The sequence below is a fragment of the Methylocystis sp. Sn-Cys genome (assembly GCF_016745395.1).
GTDB lineage: Bacteria > Pseudomonadota > Alphaproteobacteria > Rhizobiales > Beijerinckiaceae > Methylocystis > Methylocystis iwaonis.
In genome coordinates, this window is sequence record NZ_JAERVJ010000001.1 from 736,899 (window position 1) to 755,212 (window position 18,314).

Below are 18,314 nucleotides of genomic sequence, written 5' to 3' on the forward strand. Positions count from 1 at the left end.
ATGGCAAAAGGCCCCGCAAAACATGAGGGGTCATGACCAAAATGAGCGCCAATGAGACAGCCATCGCCGGGGTTTTTCCACAGCCGAACGAGGAGCAGTGGCGCAAACTCGTCGATAAGGCGCTGAAAGGCGGCTCCTTCGATTCCCTTGTTTCCAAGACTTACGACGGCGTCGCCATCGCGCCGCTCTATGCCCGCGCGACGACCGAGAGCCCGCGCGCGCTGCGCAAGACGCCCGGCCGCTGGTCGATTTTGGCCCGCGTCGATCTCGCCGACTCCGACGCGGCGAATAAATTGGCCCTCGAAGATCTCGAAGGCGGCGCCGACGGCCTGCATATCGTTTTCGCGGGCTCGCAGGGCGCTTATGGCGCGGGGCTGACGGACGACAGCGACGAGACGATCGCGCATCTCCTCGCCAATATCCGACTCGACTATCGCGTCCCCGTCCTTATCGAGGCCTCGCCCCGCGCGCCGAACGCCGCCAGCGCGATCATGCGTTATGTCGACAGCCATCATATCGAGCCGTCGATCACCCGCATCTCCTTCGGCCTCGATCCCTTGGGACTTCAGGCGCTGCATGGCTTTGCGCCGGCTCCGTGGCGCGATGGCGCCAAGACCTTCGCCGACGCCGCCAAAACCATCGCAAAGGCCGGCTTCGCCAATGGCGCCGTCGTCGCCGACGCCCGCGTGATCCATGCGGCGGGCGGTTCGGAGACCCAGGAGCTCGCCTTCGCGCTCTCGGCTGGCGTCGCCTATCTCCGCGCGCTCACCGACAATGGCCTCGACATCGAGACCGCCCGTTCGCTGATCGCCCTGCGCTTTGCCGCAGACGCCGACGAATTCCTGGGCGTCGCGAAATTCCGCGCCGCGCGCCGTCTCTGGGCGCGGATCGAGGAAGCCTGCGGCCTCGCGCCCAAGCCCGTCCTGATTTTCGCGGAGACCGGCTGGCGCATGATGTCGCGCCGCGACCCGTGGAACAATATTTTGCGCGGCACGCTCGCGACCTTCTCCGCCGCGATCGGCGGCGCCGATACGATCACCGTCCTGCCTTTCACCCAGGCCTTCGGCGCGGCGGATGGTTTCGCGCGGCGCCTTGCCCGCGACACGCAGCTCGTGCTGCAGGACGAATCCCATATCGACGTCGTCGACGATCCGACGAGCGGCGCCGGCGGCTTCGAGGCGCTGACGCAGGAGATCTGCGAACGCGCCTGGGCGGCCTTCCAGGAGATCGAGGCCGAGGGCGGCCTCCCTGTGTCGCTGGAAAAGGGCGCCTTCCAGGGCCGCGTCGCCGCGACGGCGGGCGAGCGCGCCAAAAAAGTCGCGCGTTCGCGCGAGAAGGTGATCGGCGCCAATGAATTCCCCGATATTCACGAGAAGGCGCTCGATGTCGCCGCGCCTTACGACGCCTCGCGGCTCGGCGCCGATGCGCCGGCGGGGGCGCTGAAGAGCGCGCCGCTCGCCCCGCATCGTCTTGCCGAGCCCTTCGAGCGGCTGCGCGATAATTCTGACGCATTTGCTCAAAAAACAGGCGGTCGCCCGAAGGTCTTCCTGGCCAATCTCGGCTCGGTTGCGGCCTTCACCGCGCGCGCGAATTACGCCAAGAATTTCTTCGAAGCCGGCGGCATTGAAGCGGTTTTCGGTCCGGAGACGGAGTCGGCGGCCGGTGTGGTCGACGCCTTCCGCGCCTCTGGCGCAAAACTCGCTTGCCTATGCTCGTCCGACAAGATTTACGCAGACGCCGCCGAGCCGGCCGCCACCGCCCTGAAGGCGGCGGGGGCCAAGCTCTATTCCGCCGGCCGCCCCGGCGAGATGGAGCAGAAGCTTCGCAATGCGGGCGTCACAGAGTTCATTTATGTCGGCTGCGACATGTATGACGTTCTGCAGCGGGCGCTCGAGGAGGCTAAATGAGGTTTTGGGCTGTTGCGGTGGCGGCGTCGCTCGTGGCGAGCGGCGCGGTGGCGAAGTCCTATAAGCACCGCAAGGAGGGGGAGCAGAGAGTCGCGGCGGCGGCGAGCCCCCGCAATCCCAACGGTCCTTGGACCATCGAGGCGACGACGCGCGTCGGCGACTGCCCGGCGCTGATCCCGACGGGCCTCACAGTCGCAGACAACAAGGTTGCGAGTGCGTCCGGGGCCAATCTCTCGGCCTGGGGCTATGTCGACGAAGACGGGAACATCGTCGCGCGCTTCACCGGGCAGGGCGAGCATGTCGTCCGCTTTCACGGACTGGTGAGGGGCGGCAAGGCCTCGGGCGCTTGGTCGTCATCGACCGACATGTGCGGCGGCGCCTGGCGCGGCGAACAGCAGTAGTTCCTGATCGACGCTGAGTCTTACAATGAACCCCGCGCCCAATGGCTGGGGCGTGGGACCTCTCGGGTTTAGCCCGCTCTTGATCGCGCCGCGCCGCTCGGCCATAAATTGGCCCGCGCGGGACGCCGTTCGGGTTCCGCCGCAATATCGAGGCGCCAGAAGGGCTTCCATATGTCGCGTCCCCCCCTCAACTCGCCGTTTCTTCTCGGCTTCGACGAAATCGAGCGGGCGCTCGATCGCGTCGCCCGGAGCGGCACCGACGGCTATCCCCCCTACAATATCGAACGCATTCCGCGTACCGAGAACGAGCCTGAGCGGCTGCGCATTACCTTGGCCGTGGCGGGCTTCACCCGTGACCAGCTCGATGTGTCGCTCGAGGAAAACCAGCTCGTGATCCGAGGCCGTCAGGTCGACGACCGCGAACGCCACTTCCTGCATCGCGGCATCGCCGCCCGGCAATTCCAGCGCGCGTTTTTGCTCGCCGACGGCATGCAGGTTCTCGGCGCCGATCTGGTGAACGGGCTTCTGTCCGTCGATCTGGTGCGGCCCGAGCCGGCGCGGGTGATCAAGAAGATCGATATTACGGCGCGGGATTGAGGGGTCGCTTTGTCATGGGGCGAGCCTGTCTCGTAGGACGGCGCGTCCGCGGCAAGTCTTGAGCCTTGGGCGCGAGCTCATCCCTCCCCTTTACGGGGAGGGTGACCCCGCGTAGCGGGGTCGGGTGGGGTAAAGCCCCACCAGAGTCGTTGCGGCGGGAGCCCCACCCGGCGGCCTTTGGCCGCCGACCTCCCCGTAAAGGGGAGGTATTGGGGCTAACGACGCAAGATCGTCACCCGATCACCAAGAAACCCTCGATCACTCCGCCGGCGCAGGCGTGGGCGGCCGCGCACCCATCGTGGTCAGCTTCGTCGCCGCCATGATCGCCACGATCGTCAGCACATAGACGACCACCTGCATCTGCGACGGCTGGTCGGCATAGCCAATGAGCGTATGCAGCACGCGGCCGAAGATGCTTTTGTCGGAGAGAATCCAGGAAGTGTCCCACACCGTATCGGTGAGCGCCGTGATGGTCCCCGACTGCTGCAGAAAGGCCACCGCCTGAGCGGCGAGGCCGGCGGCGAGCAGCGTGATCATCGCGGTCGTTACGGCGAAGAGCTTTTTGGGCGGAATGGAGACGAGGCCAAAGAAGGTCGCAAAGCTGGTCAAGGCGCCGAGCGCCAGACCACCGAGGCCTCCGATCAGCACGCTCGTCCCCGACTCGCCCGAGGCGAGCACGCCGTAGAGGAAGAGCGCCACCTCCGATCCCTCGCGCAGCACGGCGAGGCCGACGACAGTCGCGAGCGCGAACAGCGTGCGGTCGCCCCGCGCCACCGCCTTGCCGACGGCGGAAAGCTCCTGCGCGAGCTCCCTGCCGTGCTTGGCCATCCAGATGTTATGCCAGGCGAGCATCGCCACCGCGAGGATCAGCACGCTGGCGTTGAACAATTCCTGCCCGCTGCCTTCAAAAGCGCGCGACAGTTGTTCGGCGAAGACGGCGACAATCAGCGCGCCCAACACGCCTGCGCCGGCCCCGCCCGCGATGAACCGCCGCGAGCCCTCGACGCCCTGCGTCACCGCCGCGACGATGCCGATGATGAGGCCCGCCTCAATGGCCTCGCGAAAGACGATGATGAGCGCGCCGAGCATTATTCTGCAACCACCTCGCCCTTGGCGCTGTCTTCATGGAACTCGCCGAAGAATTTATAGCGGCCGGGCTTCAGCGCCCGAATCTGGAAGGTCGCCTCGCTATTGGCCGGAACGACTTTCTCGATGCGCAGCGGCTTCGACTCGAACTCTTCCGGCGTGCCGTCGAGATTCTTGACGACGAGGGTCGCTGGCTTGTCGGCAGGGATTTTCAGCTCGGCAGGATCGAACTTATGGTCCTTGATCGTGAGCGTATAGGTCTCGGCCGAAGCCGCGCCCGCAAAACCGGTGATCAAAATCAAAAACGCCGTCGCTATCCTGTTCATGTTTGTCGCTTCCTGGCCGAATACTTACCACAAGCAACGTAGGGACCAGCAGCGCGGCCGTCAAAGGGGATAGTCTGGATTTTTTCCAGACTACTGAATTGACGTTTTTCTTACCCGCTACTGTCGCTTTTCTCACAGCTCTTGCTGCGGATGAAGAGGCGTAACACGAACGAATAATTTTTTCAATTACTTAGCCGCCAGGATAGCCATGGCGGGCCTTCGAGGCGCGCACAAGCGAGATCGCCTTGGCGTCTTGTCCTGACGAACAGGCGGCGGCGGCTTCGGAGATTTCGCCCTGGATCTGGCCGTAGACGCTCTGGTTGACGTGACCCATGGAAAGGTCGTTCTCGATCACCGCCTTATAGCGCGACACAGAGCCCGAGCAGCCGGCGCCTTCCGGCATCTGAAAGGCCGAGGGCGCGGCGCTCTGCTGTGGCGGCTCAGCCGCGGGCTGGCTCTGGCGCGGCGCGTTGCAACTGGCCAGGGCCATCGCCGTCAGGCTGACTGCATGGAAGGCCGAAAGGCGCATGTCTCTCCTCCGAATCGGGTAGGTCTCGCGCCCAGTCTTTAAAGCGTTGTCACTCCGCCGCAAGCACCTGCGGGGGCGGGAAGGCGATCTCGATCAGCGTGCCTTCGTTCTTGCGGCTCTTGATGGTGAAGGAGGCGTTGTTCGCTTCGATCAGGGCCTTGGTCAGCGGCAGGCCGAGTCCCGTGCCCGGCCGCTTATGGGCGGTCAAGACCTGCTTGAACGGCTCCAGCGCCATCTGCACTTCGTCGTCCGACATGCCGATGCCGGTGTCCTTCACGCGGATCAGGACATAGCCCGAGTCGGTGAGCGCGGACGAGACGATCACCTGGCCGCCCGCTTCATTGAACTTCATCGCATTGGAGAGAAGGTTCAACAGAATTTGCTTGAGCGAGCGCCTGTCGGCGCGGATCGGCGGCAGTCGCGAGGCAAGCGACAGACGCATGACGACGCGCGCCTGATTGGCCTGCGTCTGCATGATCGAGGCGCATTCGGAGATGACGGCGTTGGCGTCCACGCGGTCGAAATCGAGCTCCATCTTGCCGGCCTCGATCTTCGAGAGGTCGAGGAGGTCGTTGACCAGCGAGAGCACATGCGCGCCCGAGGCGTGGACGTCTTTGAGATATTCCTTGTAGCGCACCGAGCCGATCGGGCCGAAGCGCTCTTCCATCATCACTTCGGCGAAGCCCAGGATGGCGTTGAGCGGCGTGCGAATCTCATGGCTGACGCGCGCGAGGAAATCGGACTTCGCCGCGCTCGCTTGTTCCGCCGCGTCGCGGGCGGCTTCCAGCTCGACGTTTCGCGCCTGTGCGCCCGGCTCCCGCAGGGTGAGGCACAGTTTGCGCGCCGGACCCAGACGGCGGCAGGACGCCTCGAAGCTTTTGCCGCCGACCCGCGCCGTTAGACGCAGCGTTTCGGAGGTCTCGCCCGCGCGGATCAGCCTTGCGGCGAGCGCGCGCGTCTCTTCCAATGCAAACAGCGACGCTAGAGGGAGGTCCTGCAAGGCGCGGTTTTCGGCGTCGAAGAGCTTCGCGAACGCGCCCGTGACGTTCTCGATGCGCGCGTCGTCAGCCAAGATGGCGACGGCGACGCCGCTTGCGTCGAGAATGGCGCGCAACAGGCTGTTGTCCGTCTGCAGGCGGGCAAGTTTTTCCTCGCGCTCGCGGACCAGCGCCAGGGCGCTTTCCTCGGGGCCGGGCAGGCGGTTGCGATTGCGGCGCAGGGTGACGAGAGTCGCCGGCGCGCCGTCCCACGCGACGGATTGAAGGTGCACGTCGACGTCGAGCGCTTCTCCCTCGCTCGACCGCACGGCGGCGGCGCGCGCCCCCGGATCGGCCGGAGGGCGGCCGAAAAACATGCGCGCGAGCCCGCCGTCGGCCTCAAACGCCGCAGCGTCCTTGTAGCCGAGATAATCGAGCAGCGTGCGGTTGGCGAACAGCGTCTGCGCGCCCCGCGCGATCAAAACGCCGACAGGCAGGCAATCGAGGACGTCCGCCGACGGCGCGGGAGCCAGTTGAGCTGGAGCCGCTTCGGATGGGCTTTGTTCGAGCCGCTGAAGCTCCGCCGCAATGGCGTCGAGGCCCGCGTCGGCAGGCGGCGCGTCCGCAGCTTCCGTGTCCTCGGCGGGCGCATCTTCCGCAGCATTCATCACGGGAAGCTCGCCGGCCCGCAAGGCGCGGGCGATCTCCTCGAAATTCAAGCGCTCGGACGACGTCAGAGCGCTTTTTTCCGGCGCAGGCGCGCCCCGACGCTCCGCCTCTTGCCGTTGAGCTGCGGGGCGCAAAGGCACGACATTGGCGCCGGCATAGGCCTCCTGCGCGGCCGGCGGCGAAGGCTCGGGGGCCGGGCCCGGGTCTCTCTGCGGCGGTTGCTCGGCGACGAAGGCCCGGGCAAGATGCAGGACGCCATAGCCTTGGAAACCCGCGAAATGGCGATCCGCGTCCATCGCCGGCAGCGCGCCAAGCGTCGTCGGCGCGAGGGCCGAGGCGTCGTCGAGAGGCCAGTTTACCTCTACGCCGCCCCAGCTTTTCGGGGCGGCCATTGCGGCGGCGAGCGCAGGACCAAGCGAGAAAGCCGTCGCGACCTCCTCGACCGTGCGGCCCAATATGTCGGCGCTCGCGACGCCGACGACATCCGCGAGCGTCTGCGTCACGTCGGTGAACCGGCCCACAGCATCCGTCTTCCAGAGGAAGCGCGCGCGCTGGCCGTGACGCGCGACGAGGTCTTCCCGCAGCGCGGCTTCGCTTGGAACAAGGGAAGGCGGCGGGGCGACAGAGGGCGGAATTTCCGCGGGCGTCGCTTCCGCGGGGGCGCCCGTTTCGGGATCTTCGCGAGTCCGTCTCCCTGCCGCAGGGCGCACGCCGAGCGCCGCGATGACGAAACAGGGGCGCGCGTCGCCCTCCGCCAGCTTGCGGCAGAGGATGGTGACGGTTTGAGGCGCGTCGGCGAGGTCGAAATGCAGGCGCTCGAGGCGCAGCGCGGCGCCGTGGCGGACAGATTCGACCAGCTCCGCAAGCCGTCTCGCGCCGGGCGCGTCGCTGAAAAAGAGCCGCTTGGCTACGGCCTCCGCATCTGAGCCGAAAACGGCGCGAGCCGAGTCGTTGAGATGAACAATTCTAAGAGGATCGCCGGAGGCCGCGACAATCGGCGCTCCGGAAGCGTCGAGCGCAGAAAATGCAGGATCGGCCGCGATGCGGCTGGCGGCGAAACTGCCCCCTTCGACCTCGACCTGCGAAACGCTCATGCACGAACCGCCCTTGCGACGGAGACGCCACATCGCCGCCGTAGCGCCTCCCCAGGGGTCGATCGATCCCTTCCAAGGGGGCGCCCAGGCTCGGGCGTTAACGCAAACTTAATCGTACGGCGCGCGCCGCGTCTATTGGGGTTCATCCGAATTTCAGCGTATTTTTGTGTAAAGCCCTGTGTAGAACGTGGATGATTGTGCGACGCAACAAAATGTTGCAACGCAGCAAAGTTTCGGGCATAGTTTCCTTACCAGTCTGCGTTACAGCCGATCGGCGGCGGCGCGCCGCCTGCGCGGCGACCCTGAAAAGATCGTCGCGCGGCTTCAACAGGAGATGTCCATGGCTGACCCGATCTACCAAGTTCCAAATGAAGTTCGTGATTTCGCCGAGAAAAGCGTCGAGCAGGCGCGTAAGGCCTTCGAGGGATTCGCCGGCGCGGCCCAAAAGGCGCTGAGCTCCACCACCGAGCTGCCGATCGTGCCGCCGGGCGCCAAGGACGTCGGCGTCAAGGCGCTGTCTTTTGCGGAAGCTAACGTCAACGCCGCCTTCGACCTCGCGCAGAAGCTCGTGAAGGCGAAGGATCCGCAGGAGGTTTTCCAGCTCCAGGCGGAATATGTGAAATCGCAGCTCGCGACGATCCAGGAACAGACGAAGGAACTGGGCGCCGCCATTCAACGGTCCACCACGCTCAAGTCCTGACCCATCGGTTCGAACACTCGAAGGAGCGGTATCATGGCGAAGCAAGGCAAAGTTGATCAGCACAGCGGCGCGCCCGGCGCTGGGCAGGAAACCCCTGTCGACGCGCCGGCGCAGGCGCCGCTCGAGGTTCACGCCGACGAAGCCGCTGCGCCGGCGCCGTTGAACGAGGGCGCCGCGAGCGCCGTCGTCGCGCCCCCCCTCGCGGTCATCGAGGAAGCGGTCGAAACGGCGCAGGAAAGCTTCTCGGCCTCCTTCGAGTTCGACACGGCCCTTTGGTCGAAAAGATCCTTGGAGCTCTGGTCGGAGAATGCCGCCGCTTTCCTCGGATTAGCCGAAGGAATCGCCAAAGCGAAAAACTTCGAGGAGGTCGTCGACCTTCAGTCGCGCTTCGCGAGCGAGCGCTTCGAGGCCTTCATCCGTCAGTCGAAGGAGCTGATGGAATTTGCGAGAAGCCTCGCGGCCTTGTCCGCCGCGCCGCTTTGCGCCCCTTCGAAAAAGGCCGCCTGAGACAGCGTTTTCTTCCGGCCGCCGCGTTATCGTGGATGCGACGAAGCAATCCGGCGACCTATCGTCGCCCGGGATTGCTTCGCGTCGCTCGCAATGACGGGCTTATTCTACAGATCCGCCACGATGAGGGCGCGGAGCGCCGGCGTGACGTCCGGCATGGTTCCGGTCCAATCGCGGAAGGCCGGTCGCGCCTGATGCAGCAACATGCCGAGGCCGTCGACCGGCGTCGCGCCCATGCGTCGCGCGGCGGCGAGCAGCGGCGTCTCCAGCGGGGCGTAGACGATGTCCGCGACCAGCGCCGTCGTGGGCAGAGCGTCGAGCGAGAGGTCGAGCGGCTCCTGGCCGACCATGCCCTGGCTCGTGGCGTTGACCAGCAGCCCCGCGCCCGCGAGCGCCTCATGGCGCTCCTCCCAGCGATAGGCTGCAACCGGCGCGCCAAAGTCAGAGGCGATTTTTTCGGCGCGGGCGCGCGTGCGGTTGAAAAGGCGGATTTCCTTCGCGCCCGCGTCGATCAGGCCCGAGACGATCGCTCTTGCGGCGCCGCCCGCGCCAATGACGATGCACGGCCCGCTCGCGGCCTGCCACTTCGGCGCGGCTTCGTGAAGCGAGGCGACGAAGCCGTAGCCGTCGTAATTCTTGCCGGTGAGCGAGCCGTCGGGCTCCGCCACCACGCAGTTGACCGCGCCGATGCGCGCCGCATTCTCTTCGATGCGGTCGAGGACGGTCAGCGCCGCTTCCTTATGCGGGATTGTGAGATTGCAGCCCGAAAATCCCAGCGCCGGCAGCGCGCGCAGCGCCGTCTCCAGTTTCGCGGGCTCCACTTTCAGGGGGACATAAGCGCCTTTGAGGCCGTATTGCGCGAACCAATGATTATGAATTTTGGGGCTACGCGAATGACCGATGGGCCAGCCCATGACGCCCGCGAGGATGAAGCTGTGATGGTTCGGCATTTCTTCTCCCGAGCGGCCGGAAACGGGAGCGATCGAATCCCCCGTCGAGGTCTATCAGTCAAGCGCGCTTTCCGATGATCCTGAATTATGCGAACCATTGGAATTCGAGCGGGCGCCCGGGCGCCGGCGGGGAAAGCTAGATGACTTTTATAAGGAACAGGCGGCTCGGCGCACTTTTGGAAGATGCGGAACCGTCCATCGCCGCGCATTGGGAGCGCTGCCGCGAGAGCGCGGTCGCCGGAGCCACACGAGAAGCGACCGATCGCATCGACTTGCGCATCCGCGGCTTTTTCCAGGCGCTGAAGGCGCTTCCCCAGGCGCCGTCGGAGGAAGAAATCGTAACGGCGCTCGCGAGCCTTTTCGACGACCTCGAACGGATCGACCAGGAGACGGGCGGCGGCCTGTTGGAGGAGGCCGAGCGCGATCTGCTCGAGCCTCTTTTTCTCAACGCCGCCGAAATCGCAGGATTGGACCCCAACAACTTCCCCCGCCGGGAGCCGGCGGGGCGCAAGCTCGATTTCAGCGTGGCGCGAGAGCGCTAAAGAGCGCGTCGTCCTCGTTCACGCCCTTGTTGCCGGTCGTCAGCAGCTTCTCGCCGTAGAAAATCGAGTTGGCGCCGGCCACCAGACAGAGGATTTGCGCCTCTCGGGTGAGGAAAGAGCGGCCCGCCGACAGACGCACGCGGGATTTGGGCATGACGATCCGCGTCGTCGCGATCATGCGCACGAGATCGAGCGGATCGACCTTGTCGCGCTCGGCGAGCGGCGTGCCCTCGACGGCGACGAGCGTATTGATCGGCACGCTTTCGGGATGGGGATCGAAGCCCGCAAGCACCTGCAACATGCCGGCGCGGTCGCGCACGCTCTCGCCCATGCCGATGATGCCGCCGCAGCACATCTCGAGCCCGGCGCCGCGCACCGCCTTCAGCGTGTCGAGGCGATCCTCATAGGTGCGGGTGGTGATGATGTCGCCGTAGAACTCCGGCCCGGTGTCGAGGTTGTGGTTGTAGGCCGTGAGCCCGGCCTCGACGAGGCGCTGCGCCTGGGTCGCGTCGATCATGCCGAGCGTGACGCAGGCCTCCATGCCGAGCGCCCGCACGCCGCGCACCATATCGACCACCGCGTCGAAGCGCTTGTCCTTGGGCGCCGAGCGCCAGGCGGCGCCCATGCAGAAGCGGTCGGCGCCCGCCTCCTTGGCCGATTTCGCCGCGGCGAGCACGTCGTCCGTCGAGAGGAGATCGACACGGTCGAGCTTCACCTCGCGGTGATGCGCCGATTGCGGGCAATAGGAGCAATCTTCCGGGCAGCCGCCGGTCTTGATCGAGAGTAGCGCCGACTTCTGAATGTCGTTGACGTCGTGGTAGCGACGATGGACCGCGTTGGCCTGGGCGATCAGATCGAGCAGCGGCAGATTATGGATCGCGACGATCTCGTCGACGGTCCAGTCGTGGCGGATGTTGAAATCAGCAGGCCCCACGGCGTTCACTTAGCGGCTCCCTTGCGGTTCTGCGAGCGGGCGGCGAGCTTGCGCTCGGGCGCAGCGGACTCCGTCTCCTTGGCGAATTTGCCCTTGAGGGTCATGAAGGCCACATAGAGCGCCGCGACGACGTCGAAGCCGGCATTGGCCACGACGAAGGGCGCCGGCGCGAAAGCCGAGCCCGAACCGAAATAATGCTCATAGAGCGTCCAGGCCGCATGTAGGGCAAGGCCGGCGGTCACGAACCACGGCGAGCCAATGATCGACAGGCCGGCGAGCGTGCCGAAGACGGCGACGGCGCTCATCTCGAAGCCGGTCCATGTGCCGGAATTCTCGGCGCGAATAGCGAAGCCGACGTAAAAGAAAGAGATGGCGATGAGCGCATAGGCGGCGAGCAGCGCTGGCCGCGTCTTCGACCAGCGGGCGAGAACGGCGAGGCCGATGGCGAAGAATACTCCGAGCCCCGCGAAGAGGGCGATTTCCACAGTGTCGAGCATGGCATGACCGTTGGGCCCGGCAGACGGCGGGCGATTGACGATATTCTGGCCGCCCGTGGTCTATAAGGGTGGCTGGCGGCTGGAACAAGGGCTGGCGCGCTTTCATCGGCTTGCTTTGCCGGCGTCGTTCTCGAGCTGTGCGCTGCTTCCTTTCGAGACCATTTCGGTTTGATCGGGCGCGTGTCATTCCCGGCGGGCTGAAAGTCCGCATAAGAGCGCTCGTTTTGCTCAGAGCCCGTCATTGCGAGCGAAGCGAAGCAATCCAGGGCAGCGATGCGGCCCTGGATTGCTTCGTCGGCTCCGCCTCCTCGCAATGACGGCGGTGATTTCTCGTTATTTGCCCTTCGCGTCCCACATCGGCTTCTCGGGCGCGCGGAAATCCAGCTCCCACGTAAACTGGTCGATGAGATTATAGCCGAGAATAAAGGACGTCTCGCGGCCCAGCGCCTCGCGCAACGGGCCGAAATCATAGACGAGCGCATAGAGATCACGCGCCACCCGCCCGTCGCCGAGATCGAGCGTCTTGATCTTGTAGAGGCGGGACGAGAACTTTTTGCCGCCCACTTCGCTCGCTTTGGCTTTTTCCTTTACCGGCGTGAAAAGCTTGCGGTTCTTTTTCATGAAGGCGAGATCGACGGCGCAGATTTCGGCGCCCGTGTCGAAGAGCCCGACGCTTGCAGCATTGCCTGTGCGAAGCTCTATGCCGACGAGGCGCTTGTCGGGGCCGATGGGACGGAAGGGCCTGGCGTGGCCGCTCGCGAGCGGCTCGCCGAAAAAGACCATCTCGCGGCGCGCAAAATCGAGCGAGAAGCGCGCCTTCCTGAAGAAGTCGAGGCCGAGGAGATCGTCGCCGTCATTGGCGGCGCAGCGCGAGACTTCATATGTCCCTCGCGCGATGTCGTTGCCTTGCTCCGCCTTCAACGCGACATTCTTCATTTCGACATCCTCGCAAGGCGTCGTCTGCCCGGTGGCCCCGGCCGAAAGGCTTTGCGACAATTCGGGCAAGTCCTTGTTCCAGGGCGCGAGCCGCAGGCGCGTCGTCGAGGCGCCGGTGTCGAGCCGGATGGTCCCCATGACATTGCCGAAGCGCATCGGGAGATAGATGCGCCCGCCGCCGTAATCGCTTTGCGTCAAAGTCATCGCAACGACGGAGCGGCTGGCCTGGGCGCAGGCGCCTTCCGCCCAAAGCGGCGTGGCGAAAAGGGCGAGGGCGAAGAGGGAAAAATATCTCATACGAGATCCGCTCGATTGGTGCGACGCCATTCCTGATGCTCGCGCCGTCTGGACACAGAGGAAATCACCACCGTCATTGCGAGGAGGCGGAGCCGACGAAGCAATCCAGGGCCGCATCGCCGCCCTGGATTGCTTCGCTTCGCTCGCAATGACGGGCTCCGGGCAAAACCAGCGCTTTTGCGGCTCTGGTTTCCCGATCGGGCTTTGCCCGCCGGGGATGACACGCGCCCGATGCGAGCTGTTCAAACGCAAATGACATCATGCGCCGATATGGCCACTTTTAACGCGGCAAGATCAAGCGGCTTTGCGAGCGCCTTTTGGGGCGATCAGTTCGGGACTTTCACCCGCGCGGCGCGGCGGCGGGCCTCGGCGGCGGCGCGGTCCAGCGCAGAGCCCGCCGCCTGCATCTGCGCGGCGCGCTGCTTGCCGTCTTTCTCGGGCGTCGGCGTGAGCGGCGTGTAATCCATCTTCTCGGGACGCGATTGGCGCACGAAATCCGGCGCGGGCGGCGGCGGCTTGCGCAGGCCGAGCGACTCGAAGAGCGCGCCGACCGCCTGGCCGCCGGTCGCAATGGCTCCGTCCTGCGCCGCGGCAGGGCTGGCGACGGCAAGGGCGGCGGCGATAGCGAGGAAACGAGGCAGAGACATGCGCATATCGGACCCGAAAATTGCGGCGTCAGCAAGAAGGCTCAAATCCACCCCGAGAGCTCGCGCTTCGCGAGCGTCGCCATCAGCGCCATGCCTTCTTCGCTGTCATTGAGGCAGGATAGTCGCGCAAATTTCTCGCCGCCTTTTTGGACGAAAAGATCACGGATTTGCACGCCGAGCTCCTCGATGGTTTCGAGGCAATCGGCCGAAAAGCCCGGCGCCACAACCGCCAGGCGCTTTATGCCCGACGTCGCCAGCTCTTCGACGACCTCGCTCGTATAGGGCCCGATCCATTTTGCCGGCCCGAAGCGCGACTGGAAAGAGAGCCGCAGCTTCTCTTCCCCCATGCCGAGCCGAGCGCGAAGCAAACGCCATGTTTCCTCGCAATGCGCACGGTAAGGATCGCCGCGATCGATCTGCGCCTGCGGCAGGCCGTGGAAGGAGGCGACAATCACTTCCGGCTCGAAATCGAGCGCGGCGAGGTCGCGCGTGATGCGCGCCGCAAGCGCCTCGATATAGGCGGGGTCGTCGTAATAGGGCGCGCCGATGCGCAGCGCCGGCTGATGGCGCAGGCGCTTCAAGGCGGCGTAGGCGGCGTCGGCGACCGAGGCGTTGGTCGAGGCGGCGTATTGCGGATAGAGCGGCAACAGAACGATGCGCGCGCAGCCCTTGGCCATCAGCGCGTCGATCTGCGTGGCGATCGACGGCGCGCCATAGCGCAAGGCGTAGTCAACGATGACGGGCGCCTTGCCCGAGAGCCCAAGCGCCGCAAGCTTTTCGGCCTGGCCACGCGTGATCGTCTTCAGCGGGCCTTCGCCGATGTCGTGATTCCAGATCGTCTCATAGGCATGGGCGGATTTCTTCGGCCGCGTGTTGAGAATGATCCCGTACAGGATGGGCAGCCAAAGCAAGCGCGGAAGATCGACCACGCGGGGGTCGGAGAGAAATTCCGCAAGATAGCGCCGCACCGAGGCGGCGTCCGGGGCGTCCGGCGTGCCGAGATTGACGATGAGGAGGCCGACGGGCGTCTCCAAAGAGGTCATGTTTCGCCTGCTGTTCACGAGACGCCGTCGCCGGCGCGAGAGGGCCACCAAGGCCTAGATATAGAATTTTGCGGGGGCGGAAAATCCCGCGCCTTCGCCAGCACGCGCAGAGAGCGGCACGACTTTCGCTGGGTGTTGGCGCCCTGGGTCGCATTCGCGACATTCTCGGCTCTCCCTGCGAAAGGGCGCCATGAGGTCCATCCACCGCGCCCGCGCCATGTGCGAATGGGGGGACTTTGCCGGCGCCGCGCCGAAAATGCGCGCAATGATGGCTGCCCCTGAGGACGGCCTTGTCCCTCCCTTTCTTCTTCTCTCGGAGCCGGGCGTCACGGCGCGCGAGCAGCGCGCCTGTTCCGAGCGCTGGACCGCGGAAAGACGGGTGGCGGCTGCTGTCGAGCGCGGCAGGCTCGACTTGCGTTTCGACTTACGCCGCCGTGAAAAAATCACGGTCGGCTATCTGTCTTCTGATTTCCACGACCACGCCACCGCGCATCTCCTGATCGAGACCCTGGAAGCCCACGATCGGACGCGCTTCGATATTCGCGGCTACAGCTATGGCCGCGCCGATGATGGGAATATGCGGCGGCGTCTGACGGCGGCCTTCGACGGCTTCTGCGATATTTCGTCGGCAAGCGACACTGAGGCGGCAATGAGGATTCACGCCGACGGCGTCGATATGTTGGTCGATCTCAAGGGATTTACCAGCGGCGCGCGCACCGGCGTGACCATGCTCCGGCCCGCGCCCCTGCAAGTGAATTATCTTGGTTATCCCGGAACGATGGGCGAGGGCGTCTGTGATTACATCATCACCGACCATTTCGTTACGCCGAGCGCGGCGGCGCCGGATTATGCCGAAGCCTTCGCCTACATGCCGCAATGCTACCAGCCGCGCGGGCGCGCGCCGCTCGGGCCCGCGCCGACGCGGGCCGCCGCCGGCCTGCCCGAGCAGGGTTTTGTCTTCTGCTGCTTCAACCAGGCCTACAAGCTTACGCCCTTCATCTTCGATCTTTGGGCGCGCCTCCTCGACGATGCGCCGGGGAGCGTGCTGTGGCTTTTGCAAACCGAGGCCGCCGAAGGGAATCTGCGCAACGAAATGCGTGGCAGGGGGATCGATGCGGCGCGTTTGATTTTCGCCGCCCATCTCGGCCAAAGCGACCATCTCGCCCGCCTGCAGCTCGCCGACCTCGTGTTGGACACGAGTCCGTTCGGCGCGCATACGACGGCGAGCGACGCTCTGTGGTCGGGGGCGCCAGTCGTCACATGCCCCGGCGAAACCTTCGCCGCGCGCGTCGCGGGCAGCATTCTGAGCGCCGTCGGGCTGCCCGAGCTGATCGCGTCGGATTTCGACGATTACGTCGCCATCGCGCGAACGCTCGCCAGCGATCCGCCGCTCCTCGCTCGATTGAAGTCGAAACTGGCGGAAAACCGTCTGACGACGGCGCTCTTCGACGTCGGCGCCTATACGCGCGGGATCGAGGCGCTTTATTTCGAAATGTGGAGACGCAAGCTGTCGGGCATTGCCCCGGGGATCATCGACTTCGCCTAAAGGCGCGCTCCGTTCAGCTACGCTCTTGCAGCCATTTTTCGAAGGCCGCGCGTTCGTCGGCGGCCATTTGGAAAGCATGCTCGGGACCGGGGAAGGCGCCTGCCCGCACATCCCTCGCATAGGCGGCGACGGCCCCTCGTAACGCCGCGCCAATGTCGCCATAACGGCGGTTGTGTTTGAACTCGCGGGTGGTCACGCCCGCGAGATCGTTGACGACGAGCACCTGCCCGTCCGTTTCCAGCCCCGCGCCGATGCCGATGGTCGCCGCCTTGACGGCTCGAGAAATGCGTCCCGCAAGCTCGCTCGGTAGGAGCTCCAGCACGAGGAATTTCTGCCCCGCTGTGTCGCCCGCGAGCGCGTCGTCATAGAGCCTGGCGGCGGCCTCGGCGGTCTTGCCCTGCCGGCGCTTGATCTCCTGATGCTGGGATTCGAGCCCCAGATGCCCGCAGACGTCGAAGCCCGCCGCCGTCAGCGCTGCGACGACATCGGGCTGCGCGCCTTCGAATTTCACGCAGTCGGCGCCGGCGTCGCGCAACACGTGCGCGCTCGCGAGCGCCATTTCCGGCGTGTCATAGGTGGCGTAGGGAAGATCGCCGATGACGTAGATCTGAGGCGCGCCGCGCCGCACGGCGGCGATGTGGTGCGCCATGTCGGCAAGCGTCACGTCGCGCTCATGCGCATAGCCGAGGACATTCACGCCGACGCTGTCGCCGACGAGGATGATGTCGACGCCCGCCTCCGCCTCGATGCGCGCCGTCGGCGCGTCATAGGCGGTGACGACGACGAGCTTCTCGCCGCGGCGTTTCTTTTCGAGGAAGGGATCGGCTTTCGACAAGCGGGGCCTCCGGCTGGCGCAACCCTTGGCGCCCCATAAATTCAGCGCGCTTCTGGGGCTGATGCGATCTTAGCGCGCGGCGGCGTCTCGACAGGCGTGGGGGAGGCTTGGCGCGCGAATTTCCTGGAAGCCGCCGCATTTGTCGCAGGCGGAAAGCGCGAGCGAGAGGCCGAAGAGAGCCACAATCAATGCCGCTTTGCCTGTCATGCCGCTCGCCCTCCTGCCGGTTGCGCGCGGACCATAGCCTCGCGCGCCGGCGCCGACAAGGATGGGGCAGGGGGTCAGAGGCCGTCGAGGAAAGTGACGAAAAGCGTCTGACCTTGCGGGCATTGGGCGTTCGGCTGGGGTTTGTCCGCGGGATATTTACAGGCGCCGGAGGTCGACATCGGGAAGAAATAGGCTTGCAGGCAGGCGCCGTTGAGGCCGCCGATGCAGCTCGGTTGATTGAAGGGCGCGCCGCAATTCTGGGGATAATTGGCGCCGTAGACGCCGAGCGGTCCCAGCGGACCGCGGCAGGTGAAGGTCGGCGCCCCCGAGCAGGCAAGCTGCACGGGCGCATTGTAGGAGGGGCCGCCGCTATTCTTGCAATTATCGGCGTTCCACGCGCAATTGGTGCAGCTTTCGGGGACGACGCTGATCTCGTACCAGACGCAGCTTTTCTGCACGACGCCGGCGGCGAGCGGATTGCCGGTCCGATTACAACCCGCGCCGCTCGTGAAATTCGTTCCGATAATCGTGAGATTCTCGGCTTGCGCCGCAAAGCAGTTCGGCGACTTTCCAGGCGGCGCGGGATTCTCCCGCGCGCAAAAGCGCGAGGGGCCGGCGCTGCTCGGCACAGAGGCTGTGCAGGCCTGGCCGGGCGCCAGATAGACTTGGTCGTTGAAGCGCTCGCAATCCGACGACCATACGGCCGGCCCGGGGGCTCCCGACTGGAGCGTAAAGGCGACATAGCGCGGATTGGCGGAGCGGTTGACAAAGGTCACGGAGCTCGCGGGGATGAGGCCGCTGCCGTAGGTCTGGGCGCGCGCGGGGCCGGAGACGGCGATGAGCGCCAACAGGAAAAATGCGCTGAAAATGCTTCGCATCAATCTTCCCTCTCCCCGGGCGGGCGTGGGAAACTAAAGGTGTTACCCGGATGTCAGCCCGTCAATCGGCGCCGTCGTCGCAGGCGCTCTTGCATCTTGGCCAAACCCGCGTATAAGGCGCGGATCGCGACGTTCCCGGCCGGGGGCTGAACGGAAGCGCCCATGCGCGCATATTTACGAAAAGCGCCACCAGAGTTTCGGAAAAGAAT

General features: G+C 65.4%; 20 protein-coding genes. 7 read left to right on the forward strand and 13 right to left on the reverse strand.

Translation table 11 applies throughout. The features are described from left to right. The first annotated feature begins 41 nt into the window (after window positions 1–41). From JJT62_RS03370 to JJT62_RS03380, 3 genes are all read left to right on the forward strand, one after another. Window positions 42–1,907: a methylmalonyl-CoA mutase subunit beta gene (locus tag JJT62_RS03370; RefSeq protein WP_202071528.1), complete on the forward strand. Its 1,866-nt coding sequence runs from the start codon at window positions 42–44 to the stop codon at window positions 1,905–1,907. After that, window positions 1,904–2,308: a hypothetical protein gene (locus JJT62_RS03375; RefSeq protein WP_202071248.1), complete on the forward strand. Its 405-nt coding sequence runs from the start codon at window positions 1,904–1,906 to the stop codon at window positions 2,306–2,308. Before JJT62_RS03370 ends, JJT62_RS03375 begins: the two co-directional genes overlap by 4 nt. 171 nt (window positions 2,309–2,479) lie before the next feature. Next, window positions 2,480–2,905 (forward strand): Hsp20 family protein, encoded by a 426-nt coding sequence (locus tag JJT62_RS03380; protein WP_202071249.1) that lies wholly within the window; start codon window positions 2,480–2,482, stop codon window positions 2,903–2,905. A gap of 258 nt (window positions 2,906–3,163) precedes the next feature. Here the strand turns inward: JJT62_RS03380 and JJT62_RS03385 are convergent, their stop codons facing one another. The 4 genes from JJT62_RS03385 to JJT62_RS03400 form a co-directional block, all read right to left on the reverse strand. Beyond that, a complete protein-coding gene (locus JJT62_RS03385) occupies window positions 3,164–3,994 on the reverse strand; it encodes an FTR1 family protein (protein ID WP_202071250.1) in 831 nt (276 codons plus the stop codon). Then, window positions 3,994–4,317, reverse strand: coding sequence for a cupredoxin domain-containing protein (locus JJT62_RS03390; protein ID WP_202071251.1), 324 nt, complete (start codon window positions 4,315–4,317; stop codon window positions 3,994–3,996). The genes JJT62_RS03385 and JJT62_RS03390 overlap by 1 nt, the downstream gene beginning before the upstream one ends. Window positions 4,318–4,507: 190 nt before the next feature. Further along, window positions 4,508–4,846: a hypothetical protein gene (locus JJT62_RS03395; protein WP_202071252.1), complete on the reverse strand. Its 339-nt coding sequence runs from the start codon at window positions 4,844–4,846 to the stop codon at window positions 4,508–4,510. A gap of 49 nt (window positions 4,847–4,895) precedes the next feature. Continuing rightward, window positions 4,896–7,586 (reverse strand): HAMP domain-containing sensor histidine kinase, encoded by a 2,691-nt coding sequence (locus tag JJT62_RS03400; protein WP_202071253.1) that lies wholly within the window; start codon window positions 7,584–7,586, stop codon window positions 4,896–4,898. Between the two features lie 340 nt (window positions 7,587–7,926). Here JJT62_RS03400 and JJT62_RS03405 point away from each other — a divergent pair, with 340 nt between their 5' ends. Then, on the forward strand, window positions 7,927–8,286 hold the full coding sequence (locus tag JJT62_RS03405) for a phasin (RefSeq protein WP_202071254.1): 360 nt from the start codon (window positions 7,927–7,929) through the stop codon (window positions 8,284–8,286). Between the two features lie 33 nt (window positions 8,287–8,319). Beyond that, window positions 8,320–8,793, forward strand: a complete 474-nt coding sequence (locus JJT62_RS03410; protein ID WP_202071255.1) for a phasin family protein — start codon at window positions 8,320–8,322, stop codon at window positions 8,791–8,793. A 107-nt stretch (window positions 8,794–8,900) separates the two neighbouring features. Here JJT62_RS03410 and JJT62_RS03415 read toward each other — a convergent pair whose 3' ends face one another. Continuing rightward, window positions 8,901–9,743, reverse strand: coding sequence for a shikimate dehydrogenase (locus tag JJT62_RS03415; protein WP_202071256.1), 843 nt, complete (start codon window positions 9,741–9,743; stop codon window positions 8,901–8,903). A gap of 140 nt (window positions 9,744–9,883) precedes the next feature. On the opposite strand from JJT62_RS03415, the gene JJT62_RS03420 reads away from it, so the two are divergent. Next, on the forward strand, window positions 9,884–10,285 hold the full coding sequence (locus JJT62_RS03420; protein ID WP_202071257.1) for a hypothetical protein: 402 nt from the start codon (window positions 9,884–9,886) through the stop codon (window positions 10,283–10,285). Here the strand turns inward: JJT62_RS03420 and bioB are convergent. From bioB to hemH, 5 genes are all read right to left on the reverse strand, one after another. Further along, window positions 10,263–11,228: a biotin synthase BioB gene (gene bioB / locus JJT62_RS03425; RefSeq protein WP_202071258.1), complete on the reverse strand. Its 966-nt coding sequence runs from the start codon at window positions 11,226–11,228 to the stop codon at window positions 10,263–10,265. The genes JJT62_RS03420 and bioB overlap by 23 nt on opposite strands. After that, on the reverse strand, window positions 11,225–11,716 hold the full coding sequence (locus tag JJT62_RS03430; RefSeq protein WP_202071259.1) for a PTS sugar transporter subunit IIA: 492 nt from the start codon (window positions 11,714–11,716) through the stop codon (window positions 11,225–11,227). The genes bioB and JJT62_RS03430 overlap by 4 nt, the downstream gene beginning before the upstream one ends. A gap of 333 nt (window positions 11,717–12,049) precedes the next feature. Then, a complete protein-coding gene (locus tag JJT62_RS03435) occupies window positions 12,050–12,949 on the reverse strand; it encodes an aspartyl protease family protein (RefSeq protein WP_202071260.1) in 900 nt (299 codons plus the stop codon). Between the two features lie 326 nt (window positions 12,950–13,275). Then, complete coding sequence (locus tag JJT62_RS03440; protein WP_202071261.1) at window positions 13,276–13,596, reverse strand: hypothetical protein; 321 nt, start codon at window positions 13,594–13,596, stop codon at window positions 13,276–13,278. Window positions 13,597–13,637: 41 nt separating this feature from the next. After that, window positions 13,638–14,639: a ferrochelatase gene (gene hemH, locus JJT62_RS03445; RefSeq protein WP_202071262.1), complete on the reverse strand. Its 1,002-nt coding sequence runs from the start codon at window positions 14,637–14,639 to the stop codon at window positions 13,638–13,640. Between the two features lie 190 nt (window positions 14,640–14,829). Here hemH and JJT62_RS03450 point away from each other — a divergent pair, with 190 nt between their 5' ends. Further along, window positions 14,830–16,185, forward strand: coding sequence for a UDP-N-acetylglucosamine-peptide N-acetylglucosaminyltransferase (locus tag JJT62_RS03450; protein ID WP_246744664.1), 1,356 nt, complete (start codon window positions 14,830–14,832; stop codon window positions 16,183–16,185). A 13-nt stretch (window positions 16,186–16,198) separates the two neighbouring features. Here the strand turns inward: JJT62_RS03450 and panB are convergent, their stop codons facing one another. The 3 genes from panB to JJT62_RS03465 all read right to left on the reverse strand — a co-directional run bounded on the left by panB (window position 16,199) and on the right by JJT62_RS03465 (window position 18,108). Then, window positions 16,199–17,020 (reverse strand): 3-methyl-2-oxobutanoate hydroxymethyltransferase, encoded by an 822-nt coding sequence (gene panB, locus JJT62_RS03455; protein ID WP_202071263.1) that lies wholly within the window; start codon window positions 17,018–17,020, stop codon window positions 16,199–16,201. Window positions 17,021–17,089: 69 nt separating this feature from the next. Further along, the gene (locus tag JJT62_RS03460; protein ID WP_202071264.1) at window positions 17,090–17,227 is read right to left on the reverse strand and encodes a hypothetical protein; all 138 of its coding nucleotides are present in this window, start codon (window positions 17,225–17,227) and stop codon (window positions 17,090–17,092) included. Window positions 17,228–17,301: 74 nt separating this feature from the next. Then, complete coding sequence (locus JJT62_RS03465; protein ID WP_202071265.1) at window positions 17,302–18,108, reverse strand: hypothetical protein; 807 nt, start codon at window positions 18,106–18,108, stop codon at window positions 17,302–17,304. Between the last annotated feature and the right edge of the window lie 206 nt (window positions 18,109–18,314).

Bases quoted from the DNA above. Each gene is read 5' to 3' on its own strand.
- JJT62_RS03370 (WP_202071528.1), top strand. From the start codon at position 42: ATGAGCGCCAATGAGACAGCCATCGCCGGGGTTTTTCCACAGCCGAAC.
- JJT62_RS03375 (WP_202071248.1), top strand. From the start codon at position 1,904: ATGAGGTTTTGGGCTGTTGCGGTGGCGGCGTCGCTCGTGGCGAGCGGC.
- JJT62_RS03380 (WP_202071249.1), top strand. From the start codon at position 2,480: ATGTCGCGTCCCCCCCTCAACTCGCCGTTTCTTCTCGGCTTCGACGAA.
- JJT62_RS03385 (WP_202071250.1), bottom strand. From the start codon at position 3,994: ATGCTCGGCGCGCTCATCATCGTCTTTCGCGAGGCCATTGAGGCGGGC.
- JJT62_RS03390 (WP_202071251.1), bottom strand. From the start codon at position 4,317: ATGAACAGGATAGCGACGGCGTTTTTGATTTTGATCACCGGTTTTGCG.
- JJT62_RS03395 (WP_202071252.1), bottom strand. From the start codon at position 4,846: ATGCGCCTTTCGGCCTTCCATGCAGTCAGCCTGACGGCGATGGCCCTG.
- JJT62_RS03400 (WP_202071253.1), bottom strand. From the start codon at position 7,586: ATGAGCGTTTCGCAGGTCGAGGTCGAAGGGGGCAGTTTCGCCGCCAGC.
- JJT62_RS03405 (WP_202071254.1), top strand. From the start codon at position 7,927: ATGGCTGACCCGATCTACCAAGTTCCAAATGAAGTTCGTGATTTCGCC.
- JJT62_RS03410 (WP_202071255.1), top strand. From the start codon at position 8,320: ATGGCGAAGCAAGGCAAAGTTGATCAGCACAGCGGCGCGCCCGGCGCT.
- JJT62_RS03415 (WP_202071256.1), bottom strand. From the start codon at position 9,743: ATGCCGAACCATCACAGCTTCATCCTCGCGGGCGTCATGGGCTGGCCC.
- JJT62_RS03420 (WP_202071257.1), top strand. From the start codon at position 9,884: ATGACTTTTATAAGGAACAGGCGGCTCGGCGCACTTTTGGAAGATGCG.
- JJT62_RS03430 (WP_202071259.1), bottom strand. From the start codon at position 11,716: ATGCTCGACACTGTGGAAATCGCCCTCTTCGCGGGGCTCGGAGTATTC.
- JJT62_RS03435 (WP_202071260.1), bottom strand. From the start codon at position 12,949: ATGAGATATTTTTCCCTCTTCGCCCTCGCCCTTTTCGCCACGCCGCTT.
- JJT62_RS03440 (WP_202071261.1), bottom strand. From the start codon at position 13,596: ATGTCTCTGCCTCGTTTCCTCGCTATCGCCGCCGCCCTTGCCGTCGCC.
- hemH (WP_202071262.1), bottom strand. From the start codon at position 14,639: ATGACCTCTTTGGAGACGCCCGTCGGCCTCCTCATCGTCAATCTCGGC.
- JJT62_RS03450 (WP_246744664.1), top strand. From the start codon at position 14,830: ATGAGGTCCATCCACCGCGCCCGCGCCATGTGCGAATGGGGGGACTTT.
- JJT62_RS03460 (WP_202071264.1), bottom strand. From the start codon at position 17,227: ATGACAGGCAAAGCGGCATTGATTGTGGCTCTCTTCGGCCTCTCGCTC.